The sequence below is a fragment of the Bacillus cereus group sp. BfR-BA-01382 genome (assembly GCF_022663475.1).
GTDB lineage: Bacteria > Bacillota > Bacilli > Bacillales > Bacillaceae_G > Bacillus_A > Bacillus_A thuringiensis_S.
In genome coordinates this window covers 58,358-71,887 of sequence record NZ_JAKUFQ010000020.1, presented here as the reverse complement: position 1 = coordinate 71,887, position 13,530 = coordinate 58,358, and the positions used below count along the sequence as shown (strand labels likewise).

The window sequence follows — 13,530 nt, the reverse complement described above, 5'->3', positions numbered from 1 at the left end:
TAAGTTCCGACCCGCACGAAAGGTGTAACGATTTGGGCACTGTCTCAACCAGAGACTCGGTGAAATTATAGTACCTGTGAAGATGCAGGTTACCCGCGACAGGACGGAAAGACCCCGTGGAGCTTTACTGTAGCCTGATATTGAATTTTGGTACAGTTTGTACAGGATAGGCGGGAGCCATTGAAACCGGAGCGCTAGCTTCGGTGGAGGCGCTGGTGGGATACCGCCCTGACTGTATTGAAATTCTAACCTACGGGTCTTATCGACCCGGGAGACAGTGTCAGGTGGGCAGTTTGACTGGGGCGGTCGCCTCCTAAAGTGTAACGGAGGCGCCCAAAGGTTCCCTCAGAATGGTTGGAAATCATTCGTAGAGTGCAAAGGCATAAGGGAGCTTGACTGCGAGACCTACAAGTCGAGCAGGGACGAAAGTCGGGCTTAGTGATCCGGTGGTTCCGCATGGAAGGGCCATCGCTCAACGGATAAAAGCTACCCCGGGGATAACAGGCTTATCTCCCCCAAGAGTCCACATCGACGGGGAGGTTTGGCACCTCGATGTCGGCTCATCGCATCCTGGGGCTGTAGTCGGTCCCAAGGGTTGGGCTGTTCGCCCATTAAAGCGGTACGCGAGCTGGGTTCAGAACGTCGTGAGACAGTTCGGTCCCTATCCGTCGTGGGCGTAGGAAATTTGAGAGGAGCTGTCCTTAGTACGAGAGGACCGGGATGGACGCACCGCTGGTGTACCAGTTGTTCTGCCAAGGGCATAGCTGGGTAGCTATGTGCGGAAGGGATAAGTGCTGAAAGCATCTAAGCATGAAGCCCCCCTCAAGATGAGATTTCCCATAGCGTAAGCTAGTAAGATCCCTGAAAGATGATCAGGTTGATAGGTTCGAGGTGGAAGCATGGTGACATGTGGAGCTGACGAATACTAATAGATCGAGGACTTAACCATATAATATGTAGCAAATGTTATCTAGTTTTGAAGGAATATGCCTTCATAGTTTGGTGATGATGGCAGAGAGGTCACACCCGTTCCCATACCGAACACGGAAGTTAAGCTCTCTAGCGCCGATGGTAGTTGGGACCTTGTCCCTGTGAGAGTAGGACGTCGCCAAGCAAAAACCTAAGTCGTTTCGACTTAGGTTTTTTTGTGTTTATTTTTATTTACCGAATGTTATAATCTATAAATTTAATAACGCTAAAGACGAAAAAAGAATGAAATAGAGACTTTTAAAATAGGACACATTATTTCTATCATAAGTATATATTTTAAATAATGAGATGCTATAAATAAGTATTCAATAATTACAACAATTACTGCGATAGAAAAAATAAATAGGATAATAGCGTAGTTCTTTCTTTCATGTTTATCCTCCTTAGAAATTAAATCGTTATAATAAAAGTTCTATTGATGTGTAGAATACAAGAGTGTACATATTTTGATTTAAAACATACTGAAGTACTATATAAACGATTATAAGTAAATAGATCTCTAGAAATATATATTCTAATTCCCTTTTCTTCTTGCATATAGTTGCAATTCTTCTTTTGAATATAACTAAAACACGAACGTTATTGACTACTAATAAAAAAACATTCGATTATTTATTGACATCGTTTATGAAATATTGTTAATATAGCCATAGAAACAATAATATAAGACCTCATATAATCGCGGGGATATGGCCTGCAAGTCTCTACCTAACGACCGTTATTCGTTAGACTATGAGGGAAAGTCACTCGGTATTTTTCTATTCACAAGGGATACGTATGCCTGAGTAGAGCGCTTTCTCTCATAGTAAAAGAGAAACTGTTCTATTTCAGGCTTTTTTTATTTGAATCGGGGGGATTCTAATATGAAATCACTAGTTGGAGTCATAATGGGAAGTACGTCAGACTGGGAAACAATGAAATATGCTTGTGACATTTTAGATGAATTAAATATACCGTATGAGAAAAAGGTTGTATCCGCTCATCGGACTCCGGATTATATGTTTGAATATGCAGAGACGGCTCGTGAACGTGGATTGAAGGTTATTATTGCTGGAGCTGGTGGAGCAGCACATTTACCAGGAATGGTTGCAGCGAAGACAAATCTTCCTGTAATTGGAGTTCCAGTTCAATCAAAAGCATTAAACGGCTTAGATTCATTATTATCCATCGTCCAAATGCCAGGAGGCGTTCCAGTTGCAACTGTTGCAATTGGTAAAGCCGGTTCAACGAATGCTGGATTACTTGCTGCACAAATACTTGGATCATTCCATGATGATATACATGATGCATTAGAATTGAGACGAGAATCGATTGAAAAAGATGTGCGCGAAGGTAGTGAGCTAGTATGACGAGAATCATTTTACCTGGAAAAACAATCGGCATTATTGGAGGCGGCCAGCTAGGAAGAATGATGGCATTGGCAGCCAAGGAGATGGGATATAAAATTGCTGTTTTAGATCCTACAAAGCATTCACCATGTGCACAAGTTGCTGATATTGAAATCGTTGCACCGTATGACGATTTAAAGGCAATTCAGCATTTAGCAGAGATAAGTGATGTTGTCACATATGAATTTGAGAATATTGATTATAGATGTTTACAATGGCTTGAAAAACATGCTTACTTGCCACAAGGTAGTCAGTTGTTAAATAAAACGCAAAATCGTTTTACAGAAAAGAATGGAATTGAGAAGGCTGGGTTACCAGTAGCAACGTATAGATTAGTTCAAAATCAAGATCAGCTTACAGAAGCAATTGCTGAGTTATCATTCCCTTCTGTCTTAAAAACGACGACAGGTGGATATGATGGGAAAGGGCAAGTTGTTTTAAGAAGTGAGGCTGATGTTGAGACAGCAAGAAATCTTGTGGATAAAGCAGAGTGTATTTTAGAGAAATGGGTGCCTTTTGAAAAAGAAGTATCTGTTATTGTGATTCGTAGTGTAAGTGGTGAAACGAAAGTGTTTCCAGTAGCGGAAAATATTCATGTAAATAACATTTTGCATGAATCTATCGTTCCAGCTCGTATTACAGAAGAGCTTTCTCAAAAAGCAATTGCTTATGCAAAGGTACTTGCGGATGAATTAAAACTTGTGGGAACACTAGCTGTAGAGATGTTTGCTACAGCTAATGGTGAGATTTACATTAATGAATTAGCACCAAGACCTCACAATTCAGGACACTACACACAGGATGCATGTGAAACGAGCCAATTTGGTCAACATATTCGAGCAATCTGTAATTTACCTCTAGGAGAAACAAATTTGTTAAAACCAGTTGTCATGGTAAACATTTTAGGCGAACATATAGAAGGGGTCCTAAGACAAGTGAATAGACTAACCGGGTGCTATTTACACTTGTATGGAAAAGAAGAAGCAAAAGCACAGCGAAAAATGGGGCATGTTAATATTTTAAATGATAATATTGAAGTTGCTCTAGAAAAAGCGAAGAGTTTGCATATTTGGGACCATCAAGAACAACTGTTGGAGGGAAAAAGATGATTAGTCGTTATACACGCCCTGAAATGGGTGCGATTTGGACGGAAGAGAACAAATTTAAAGCGTGGTTAGAAGTTGAGATTTTAGCTTGTGAAGCATGGGCTGAGCTTGGCGACATTCCAAAAGAAGATGTTAAAAAAATTCGTGAACATGCATCATTTGATATTGATCGTATTTATGAAATTGAAAAAGAAACACGTCATGACGTAGTTGCATTCACTCGTGCTGTATCAGAAACGCCGACATTAGGCGAAGAACGTAAATGGGTTCATTACGGTTTAACATCTACAGACGTAGTAGATACAGCATTATCTTACATCTTAAAACAAGCGAATGAAATCATATTAAAAGACTTAGAGAACTTTGTAAGCATTTTAGCTAACAAAGCGAAAGAGCATAAATACACAATCATGATGGGAAGAACACACGGTGTTCATGCAGAACCAACGACATTTGGTTTAAAACTTGGTCTTTGGTATGAAGAGATGAAACGTAACGTAGAGCGTTTCAAACAAGCTGCTGATACAGTTCGTGTTGGTAAATTATCTGGTGCAGTTGGTACATATGCAAATATCGATCCATTCGTAGAAAAATATGTTTGTGAAAACTTAGGATTAGAAGCAGCACCAATTTCAACACAAACATTGCAACGTGATCGTCACGCACACTACATGTCGACACTTGCATTAATCGCAACATCTATCGAAAAGATGGCAGTTGAGATTCGTGGTTTACAAAAGAGTGAAACACGTGAAGTTGAAGAGGCTTTCGCAAAAGGCCAAAAAGGTTCTTCTGCAATGCCGCATAAACGTAATCCAATTGGTTCTGAAAATATGACTGGTTTAGCTCGTGTTATCCGCGGTTATATGATGACAGCTTATGAGAATGTTCCGTTATGGCATGAGCGTGACATTTCTCACTCTTCAGCAGAACGTGTAATTTTACCAGATGCTACAATCGCATTAAATTACATGTTAAATCGCTTTGGTAATATCGTTAAAAACTTAACTGTATACCCAGAGAATATGAAACGCAATATGACAAGAACATACGGCTTAATTTATTCTCAGCGCGTAATGCTTACACTAATCGACAAAGGTATGGTACGTGAAGAAGCTTATGATATCGTACAGCCTAAAGCGATGGAAGCTTGGGAAACACAAGTACAATTTAAAGAGCTTGTTGAAGCTGATGAGCGTATTACAAGTAAGTTAACACAAGAAGAAATTAATGAATGCTTCAACTATGAGCATCATATGCAACATGTTGATACAATCTTTGAACGCCTTGGATTAAACGAAGCGTAAAATTTCATATGGCACAGAATAGAGTCATTCTGTGCCATTCTTTATAAAAACATTATTCACATTTTTCAAACTACAGGGGGCTTGCGAAATGCAAAAGCTAGAATTGCTGTATGAAGGTAAGGCAAAAAGAATTTATCGTACAGAATCAGCAGATATGGTTTGGGTAGAGTACAAAGATAGTGCGACTGCTTTCAATGGGGAGAAAAAAGAGACGATTACAGGAAAAGGTCGTTTGAACAATGAGATTACAACTTTATTGTTCAGAAAGTTACAAGAAGTAGGAATTAAAACACATTTTGTTGAGAAGTTATCTGAAACAGAACAACTTGTTAAAAAAGTGAGTATTATTCCTTTAGAAGTTGTCACAAGAAATGTAATTGCAGGAAGTCTTTCAAAACGATTAGGAATGGAAGAGGGAACTGTACTTGCAGAACCAATCGTAGAATTTTACTTCAAAGATGATGATTTAGGAGATCCACTTGTAACGGAAGATCATATTCGTGTATTAAACGTTGCATCGCCAGAGCAAGTAAGTGTATTACGAAATATGGCTCTACAAATCAATCAAGTGTTGATTGATCATTTCGCAAGCTGTCGCGTAAGATTAGTAGATTTCAAATTAGAGTTTGGTGTAACGGAAGAAGGAGAAATCATTTTAGCGGATGAAATTTCACCAGATACTTGTCGTTTATGGGATGAAACGAGCAATGAAAAGTTTGATAAAGACGTATTCCGTCGCGATCTTGGAAATTTAACAGATGCTTATGAAGAGATTTTAAAACGTTTAGGGGGAATTTCACATGTATAAAGTTAAGGTATATGTAACATTAAGAGAAAGCGTATTAGATCCACAAGGAACAGCAGTAAAAGGAGCACTTCATAGTCTTTCATTCACAGAAGTACAAGACGTTCGAATCGGAAAGTACATGGAATTAACGATTGATAAATCTGTATCTGATTTAGATAGCAAGGTAAAAGAAATGTGTGAAAAACTATTAGCGAACGTTGTAATGGAAGACTTCCGTTATGAAGTTGAGGAGGTTGTCGCACAGTGAAATTTGCCGTAATAGTATTTCCGGGTTCGAACTGTGATGTCGATATGTTCCATGCAATTAAAGATGAGCTTGGCGAAGAAGTAGATTACGTTTGGCACGATACAGAGAATTTAGATGAATATGATGCAATTCTACTACCAGGTGGATTTTCTTATGGTGACTACTTACGCTGCGGTGCTATTTCTCGCTTTGCTAATGCAATGAAAGCAGTGCAAAAAGCTGCTGAGCAAGGAAAGCCGATTTTAGGTGTATGTAATGGATTCCAGATTCTTGTTGAATCAGGATTACTACCAGGAGCGTTAATGAGAAACGAAAACTTAAAATTTATGTGTCGCACTGTTCAGTTGCGTGTTGAAAATAATGAAACGATGTTTACATCACAATATGAAAAAAATGAAATAATCAATATTCCAATCGCTCATGGTGAGGGGAATTACTATTGTGACGAAGAGACTCTTAAACAATTAGAAGAGAATAATCAAATCGCATTCCGTTACGTAGAAAATCCTAACGGTAGCGTTTCAGATATTGCTGGTATTGTAAACGAAAAAGGAAATGTACTTGGTATGATGCCACATCCAGAGCGTGCTGTAGATGAATTACTTGGCGGTGCTGAAGGGTTAAAAGTCTTTCAATCTATCTTAAAACAGTGGAGGGAAACATATGTCGTTAATGCTTGAACCAAATCCAACACAAATTAAAGAAGAGCGTATATATGCGGAAATGGGGCTAACAGACGAAGAGTTTGCCATGGTTGAAAGGATTTTAGGTCGTCTGCCAAATTATACAGAAACAGGATTATTCTCTGTAATGTGGTCTGAACATTGTAGTTATAAAAATTCAAAACCAGTTCTTCGTAAGTTTCCAACGACAGGTGAGCGTGTTCTGCAAGGACCTGGAGAAGGTGCTGGAATTGTAGATATAGGTGATAATCAAGCAGTTGTATTTAAAATGGAAAGTCATAACCATCCTTCAGCTATTGAACCATATCAAGGAGCTGCAACAGGTGTTGGTGGTATTATTCGTGACGTATTCTCTATGGGAGCACGTCCGGTAGCTCTATTAAACTCACTTCGTTTCGGTGAATTACAGTCACCACGTGTGAAATATTTATTCGAAGAAGTAGTAGCAGGAATTGCAGGATACGGTAACTGCATCGGTATTCCGACTGTTGGCGGCGAGGTACAATTTGATCCATGTTATGAAGGAAATCCACTTGTAAATGCAATGTGCGTAGGTTTGATTAATCATGAAGACATTAAAAAAGGGCAAGCGCACGGTGCTGGTAACACAGTAATGTACGTAGGGGCATCGACTGGTCGTGACGGTATTCACGGTGCAACATTCGCGTCGGAAGAACTATCTGAAAGTTCAGAAGCGAAACGTCCAGCGGTTCAAGTAGGGGATCCATTTATGGAGAAACTTCTTATTGAAGCGTGTTTAGAATTAATTCAATCTGATGCACTTGTTGGAATTCAAGATATGGGTGCGGCTGGTTTAACATCATCTTCTGCAGAAATGGCAAGTAAAGCAGGAATGGGTATTGAAATGTACTTAGATGATGTACCACAGCGTGAAACAGGAATGACACCATATGAAATGATGCTATCTGAATCACAAGAGCGTATGTTAATTGTTGTGAAAAAAGGTAGAGAACAAGAAATAGTAGATTTATTTGAGAAGTATGGTCTTGCAGCAGTTACGATGGGAAAAGTAACAGAAGATAAAATGCTTCGTTTATTCCATAAAGGTGAAAAGGTAGCTGAAGTTCCAGCAGATGCTTTAGCAGAAGAAGCACCAATTTATCATAAGCCATCAAAAGAAGCAGCATACTTTGCTGAATTCCAAGCAATGAAAATGGAAACGCCAAAAGTAGAAAATTATAAAGAAGCGTTATTCGCTCTATTACAGCAACCAACAATTGCAAGTAAAGAGTGGGTATACGATCAATACGATTACCAAGTTCGCACAAGTACAGTTGTGACACCAGGTTCAGATGCTGCAGTTGTACGTGTACGCGGTACAGAAAAAGGATTAGCAATGACGACAGATTGTAACTCTCGCTACATTTATCTAGATCCAGAAATGGGCGGTAAAATTGCAGTAGCAGAGGCAGCGCGAAATATCGTATGTTCTGGCGGGGAGCCACTTGCAATTACAGATTGTTTAAACTTCGGTAACCCAGAAAAACCAGAGATTTTCTGGCAGATTGAGAAATCAGTAGACGGTATGAGTGAAGCTTGTCGCACATTACAAACACCAGTTATCGGTGGAAACGTATCGATGTATAACGAGCGTAGTGGCGAAGCTGTATATCCAACACCAACTGTTGGGATGGTCGGACTTGTACATGACTTAAAACATGTAACAACACAAGAGTTTAAGCAAGCTGGCGATTTAGTTTATGTAATTGGTGAGACGAAAGCTGAGTTTGGCGGAAGTGAATTACAGAAAATGATTCACGGTAAAATCTTCGGGCAATCACCAAGTATCGATTTAGATGTAGAATTAAAACGCCAAAAACAAGTATTAGAAGCAATTCAAGCTGGTCTTGTTCAATCTGCACATGATGTTGCTGAGGGTGGTTTAGCAGTTGCGATTTCAGAAAGTGCAATTGGTGCTAAAGGCTTAGGTGCTACTGTGAAATTAGATGGAGAAGCAACAGCAGCATTATTCGCTGAATCACAGTCTCGCTTCGTGATTACTGTAAAACGTGAAAATAAAGAGGCGTTTGAGAAAGCGGTAGAAGCAATCCAAGTTGGAGAAGTAACAAGTACAAATGAAGTAACAATTTATAATGAAGAAAATGAAGTATTACTTACAGCAAATGTAGATGAAATGAGAAAGGCTTGGAAAGGGGCAATCCCATGCTTGCTGAAATAAAGGGGTTAAACGAAGAATGTGGCGTTTTCGGAATTTGGGGGCATGAAAATGCAGCACAAGTTTCATACTACGGATTGCACAGTTTACAGCACCGTGGACAAGAAGGCGCAGGCATTGTCGTAAATAATGGTGAGAAAATCGTCGGTCACAAGGGGTTAGGTTTAATATCAGAAGTGTTTTCAAGAGGCGAGCTAGAAGGAATAAATGGAAAATCAGCAATCGGACATGTACGATATGCAACAGCTGGTGGAAGTGAAGTTGCTAACGTTCAACCATTGTTGTTCCGTTTTTCTGATCATAGTATGGCGCTAGCTCATAACGGGAATTTAATTAATGCAAAAATGCTTCGCCGTGAATTAGAGGCAGAGGGAAGTATTTTTCAAACAAGTTCAGACACAGAAGTACTTTTACATCTTATTAAACGTAGTACGAAAGACTCTTTAATTGAAAGTGTAAAAGAGGCTCTGAATAAAGTGAAAGGTGCGTTTGCGTATCTTTTACTAACTGGAAATGAAATGATCGTTGCGTTAGATCCAAATGGATTCCGTCCGCTTTCAATTGGAAAGATGGGGGATGCTTACGTTGTAGCATCTGAAACATGTGCTTTTGATGTAGTAGGTGCAACATACATTCGCGATGTAGAACCTGGTGAATTACTTATCATTAATGATGAAGGAATTCACGTAGATCGTTTTACAAACGATGTAGAACATGCGATTTGTAGTATGGAATACATTTACTTTGCACGACCAGATTCTAATATTGCTGGTGTTAACGTTCATGCAGCGCGTAAAAATATGGGAAAACGTTTAGCAGCGGAAGCTCCTATTGAAGCGGATGTTGTTACTGGTGTACCAGACTCTAGTATTTCAGCAGCGATTGGCTATGCGGAGGCAACAGGCATTCCGTATGAATTAGGATTAATTAAAAATCGTTACGTTGGACGTACTTTTATTCAGCCTTCTCAAGAACTGCGTGAGCAAGGGGTTAAGATGAAGCTTTCAGCAGTAAGAGGTGTAGTGGAAGGGAAACGAGTTGTTATGATTGACGATTCTATCGTAAGAGGAACGACAAGTAAACGAATTGTTCGTATGCTTCGTGAAGCTGGAGCGACAGAAGTTCACGTAAGAATCGCTTCACCACCTCTTAAGTATCCATGTTTTTATGGCATTGATATTCAAACGAGAAAAGAATTAATTGCAGCAAATAATACAGTAGAAGAAATCCGTGAAATGATCGGAGCAGATTCTTTAACATTTTTAAGCGAAGATGGATTAGTAGATGCAATTGGGCGTCCATATGAAGGGAAATATGGCGGTCTATGTATGGCTTATTTTAATGGGGACTATCCAACAGCTCTTTATGATTATGAGCAAGAGCTTTTAGAAAGTATGAAATAAGAAAAGTGAAAAAAGCTTCTACTTCTTTTGATGTAGAAGCTAGCTCCTTTCTTAAAATAGCCCGCCCTGGATGGGGAGAAATTAAAAGACGAGGTGTAAATAACGATGGCGAATGCATATAAGCAAGCAGGAGTAGATATTGAAGCTGGATATGAAGCGGTATCTCGCATGAAAAAACACGTACAAACAACTATGAGAAAAGAAGTACTAGGCGGTTTAGGCGGTTTTGGAGGTATGTTTGATCTATCAAAATTTGCATTAGAAGAACCTGTATTAGTATCTGGAACAGATGGCGTGGGAACGAAATTGATGCTCGCTTTTATGGCAGATAAACATGACACAATTGGTATTGATGCAGTAGCAATGTGTGTAAATGATATTGTTGTCCAAGGAGCAGAGCCGCTTTTCTTCCTTGATTATATTGCTTGTGGTAAAGCTGAACCTAGTAAAATTGAAAACATCGTCAAAGGTATATCAGAGGGCTGTCGCCAAGCTGGTTGTGCATTAATCGGTGGAGAAACAGCTGAAATGCCAGGAATGTATTCTACGGAAGAATATGATTTAGCTGGTTTTACAGTTGGGATTGTTGATAAGAAGAAAATTATAACAGGTGAAAAAATTGAAGCTGGTCACGTGTTAATTGGCTTAGCATCTAGCGGTATTCATAGCAATGGTTACTCTTTAGTACGAAAAGTGTTACTAGAAGATGGAGAACTATCTTTAGAGCGTATTTATGGTCGCTTAGAGCTACCTCTTGGTGAAGAATTATTAAAACCAACGAAAATTTATGTCAAACCTATTTTAGAACTATTGAAGAAACATGAAGTATACGGTATGGCGCATATTACAGGTGGCGGATTTATTGAAAATATTCCACGCATGTTGCCAGAAGGAATCGGTGCTGAGATTGAACTAGGATCTTGGAAAATTCAGCCGATCTTTAGTTTACTTCAAGAAGTTGGAAACCTGGAAGAGAAAGACATGTTCAATATTTTTAACATGGGTATTGGTATGGTAGTGGCAGTAAAGGAAGAAGATGCAAAAGATGTTGTTCGTCTTCTTGAAGAACAAGGAGAAACGGCTCGTATTATTGGACGTACTATACAAGGAGCTGGTGTTACTTTTAATGGGGGCACAGCACTATGAGTAGATTAGCGGTTTTTGCTTCTGGAAGCGGATCTAACTTTCAATCTCTCGTTAATGCGGTAGAAGAAAAAAGATTGGATGCAGAAATTAGTTTATTAGTATGTGATAAACCAGAAGCACGCGCTGTTGGTCGGGCACATTATCATCATATTCCGTGTTTTGCTTTTTCAGCGAAAGCATATGAGTCAAAAGAAGCGTTTGAAAAAGAGATATTAAAGAAGCTAGAAGAATATGAAATTGACTATGTTATTTTAGCTGGATATATGCGTTTAATTGGGCCGACGTTACTAGAAGCATACGGCGGGAAGATTATTAATATTCATCCATCATTACTACCGAGCTTTCCGGGTAAAGATGCTGTCGGTCAAGCATTAGAAGCAGGTGTGAAAGTAACTGGAGTAACGATTCATTATGTAGATGCAGGTATGGATACAGGGCCAATTATTGCGCAAGAAGCAGTAGTTGTTTCTGAAGGGGATACGAGAGAAAGCTTACAAAATAAAATTCAACAAGTTGAGCATAAATTATACGTAAATACAGTGAATCAAATTGTTCAGTCTGTGAAAGAATCAACTGTTAACTAACATACAACCAGGGGTGAAAGATAAATGAAAAAGCGTGCATTAGTAAGTGTTTCAGATAAAACAGGAGTAGTAGAATTTGTTAAAGGGTTACTAGAACAAGGGATTGAAGTTATTTCAACAGGTGGTACGAAAAAGTTACTAGAAGCAAACGGCTTACAAGTAATTGGTATTTCTGAAGTAACTGGTTTCCCTGAAATTATGGATGGCCGTGTGAAAACATTACATCCAAATATTCATGGTGGTCTATTAGCAGTTCGTGATAATGAAACACACGTAACACAAATGAATGAATTAGGTATTCAGCCAATTGACTTTGTTGTTGTTAACTTATACCCATTTAAAGAAACAATCGCTAAGCCTGATGTAACATTTGCTGATGCAATTGAAAATATTGATATCGGTGGCCCGACAATGATTCGCTCTGCTGCGAAAAATCATCAATTCGTATCTGTAATTGTAGATCCAGTAGATTATGATGTTGTATTAGCAGAACTAAAAGAGAACGGCGAAGTAATGGATGAAACGAAACGTAAACTAGCAGCGAAAGTATTCCGTCATACAGCAGCATATGATGCGCTAATTTCTAACTATTTAACAGAGCAAATGGGTGAAGAAAGTCCAGAAACATTAACTGTGACATTCGAGAAAAAGCAAGACTTACGTTATGGCGAGAACCCACATCAAAAGGCAACTTTCTATAAAGCGCCATTCGCAGCAACTTCTTCTGTTGCATACGCAGAACAATTACACGGTAAAGAATTATCGTATAACAATATTAATGATGCAGACGCAGCGCTCAGCATCGTAAAAGAATTTACAGAACCAGCAGTAGTAGCAGTAAAACATATGAATCCATGTGGTGTTGGAGTAGGAACTGATATTCACGAAGCATATACTCGTGCTTATGAAGCAGATCCAGTATCAATCTTCGGCGGTATTATTGCAGCAAATCGTGAAATTGATAAAGCTACAGCAGAAAAGTTACACGAAATTTTCTTAGAAATCATTATTGCACCTTCTTTCTCAAAAGAAGCTTTAGAAGTATTGCAAAGTAAGAAAAACTTACGTCTACTAACTGTAAATATTGAAAAAGCGACAAGTGCAAGCAAAAAACTAACTTCTGTACAAGGTGGGCTTCTCGTTCAAGAGGAAGATACGTTATCATTAGATGAAAGTACAATTTCAATTCCAACGAAACGTGAACCTTCAGAGCAAGAATGGAAAGATTTAAAACTAGCTTGGAAAGTTGTAAAGCATGTGAAATCAAATGCAATTGTTTTAGCGAAAGATGATATGACAATTGGTGTCGGTGCAGGACAGATGAACCGTGTAGGTTCTGCAAAAATCGCAATTACACAAGCTGGTGAAAAAGCACAAGGTAGCGCACTTGCATCTGATGCTTTCTTCCCAATGCCAGATACATTAGAAGAAGCAGCAAAAGGAGGAATTACAGCAATCATTCAACCGGGCGGATCAATCCGTGATGAAGATTCTATTAAAGTGGCGGATACGTATGGGATTGCTATGGTGTTCACTGGCGTACGTCATTTCAAACACTAATAGAGGATGTTTAAAAGGTCCGGTCGAGATAACCTTTTAAACTTTTATTGATATGAGAAAGCAAACTAGGAGCATAGCTTCTAGTTTGTACTTATTTAATTATTGGGGGAT

Annotated in this window: 11 protein-coding genes, 2 rRNA genes, 1 pseudogene and 1 riboswitch; of the genes and pseudogenes, 13 read left to right on the top strand and 1 reads right to left on the bottom strand. The window is 39.0% G+C overall.

The genetic code is table 11. The annotated features are described in order from the left end of the window. A 23S ribosomal RNA gene (locus MR160_RS11360) occupies positions 1-949 on the top strand; the annotation flags it as partial. Between the two features lie 49 nt (positions 950-998). Continuing rightward, a 5S ribosomal RNA gene (rrf, locus tag MR160_RS11355) occupies positions 999-1,114 on the top strand. A 64-nt stretch (positions 1,115-1,178) separates the two neighbouring features. Here rrf and MR160_RS35105 read toward each other — a convergent pair. Next, positions 1,179-1,362: pseudogene (locus MR160_RS35105) on the bottom strand (hypothetical protein). 279 nt (positions 1,363-1,641) lie between these two features. Continuing rightward, a riboswitch (purine riboswitch) is annotated at positions 1,642-1,743 on the top strand. A 110-nt stretch (positions 1,744-1,853) separates the two neighbouring features. On the opposite strand from MR160_RS35105, the gene purE reads away from it, so the two are divergent. From purE to purH, 11 genes are all read left to right on the top strand, one after another. Next, positions 1,854-2,339 carry a 5-(carboxyamino)imidazole ribonucleotide mutase gene (gene purE / locus MR160_RS11350; protein WP_000839369.1) on the top strand — a complete coding sequence of 162 codons (486 nt, stop codon included), beginning with the start codon at positions 1,854-1,856 and terminating at the stop codon, positions 2,337-2,339. Continuing rightward, positions 2,336-3,487, top strand: a complete 1,152-nt coding sequence (gene purK, locus MR160_RS11345) for a 5-(carboxyamino)imidazole ribonucleotide synthase (protein WP_000196768.1) — start codon at positions 2,336-2,338, stop codon at positions 3,485-3,487. The genes purE and purK overlap by 4 nt, the downstream gene beginning before the upstream one ends. Further along, positions 3,484-4,791 (top strand): adenylosuccinate lyase, encoded by a 1,308-nt coding sequence (gene purB / locus MR160_RS11340; protein ID WP_000625687.1) that lies wholly within the window; start codon positions 3,484-3,486, stop codon positions 4,789-4,791. The genes purK and purB overlap by 4 nt, the downstream gene beginning before the upstream one ends. An 88-nt stretch (positions 4,792-4,879) precedes the next feature. Next, on the top strand, positions 4,880-5,599 hold the full coding sequence (gene purC, locus MR160_RS11335; protein WP_029441464.1) for a phosphoribosylaminoimidazolesuccinocarboxamide synthase: 720 nt from the start codon (positions 4,880-4,882) through the stop codon (positions 5,597-5,599). Further along, entirely contained in the window at positions 5,592-5,846 is a 255-nt protein-coding gene (gene purS, locus MR160_RS11330) for a phosphoribosylformylglycinamidine synthase subunit PurS (protein WP_000278823.1), read from the top strand. The genes purC and purS overlap by 8 nt, the downstream gene beginning before the upstream one ends. Further along, positions 5,843-6,526, top strand: coding sequence for a phosphoribosylformylglycinamidine synthase subunit PurQ (gene purQ / locus MR160_RS11325; RefSeq protein ID WP_000666782.1), 684 nt, complete (start codon positions 5,843-5,845; stop codon positions 6,524-6,526). The genes purS and purQ overlap by 4 nt, the downstream gene beginning before the upstream one ends. Then, positions 6,510-8,729: a phosphoribosylformylglycinamidine synthase II gene (gene purL, locus MR160_RS11320; protein WP_242297364.1), complete on the top strand. Its 2,220-nt coding sequence runs from the start codon at positions 6,510-6,512 to the stop codon at positions 8,727-8,729. The genes purQ and purL overlap by 17 nt, the downstream gene beginning before the upstream one ends. Continuing rightward, positions 8,714-10,129 carry an amidophosphoribosyltransferase gene (gene purF / locus MR160_RS11315; protein WP_242297362.1) on the top strand — a complete coding sequence of 472 codons (1,416 nt, stop codon included), beginning with the start codon at positions 8,714-8,716 and terminating at the stop codon, positions 10,127-10,129. The genes purL and purF overlap by 16 nt, the downstream gene beginning before the upstream one ends. A gap of 105 nt (positions 10,130-10,234) precedes the next feature. Continuing rightward, positions 10,235-11,275 (top strand): phosphoribosylformylglycinamidine cyclo-ligase, encoded by a 1,041-nt coding sequence (purM, locus tag MR160_RS11310; RefSeq protein WP_001262424.1) that lies wholly within the window; start codon positions 10,235-10,237, stop codon positions 11,273-11,275. Then, positions 11,272-11,859, top strand: coding sequence for a phosphoribosylglycinamide formyltransferase (gene purN / locus MR160_RS11305; protein ID WP_000088578.1), 588 nt, complete (start codon positions 11,272-11,274; stop codon positions 11,857-11,859). Before purM ends, purN begins: the two co-directional genes overlap by 4 nt. Before the next feature lie 24 nt (positions 11,860-11,883). Further along, a complete protein-coding gene (gene purH, locus MR160_RS11300) occupies positions 11,884-13,419 on the top strand; it encodes a bifunctional phosphoribosylaminoimidazolecarboxamide formyltransferase/IMP cyclohydrolase (protein ID WP_242297360.1) in 1,536 nt (511 codons plus the stop codon). Positions 13,420-13,530 lie beyond the last annotated feature (111 nt).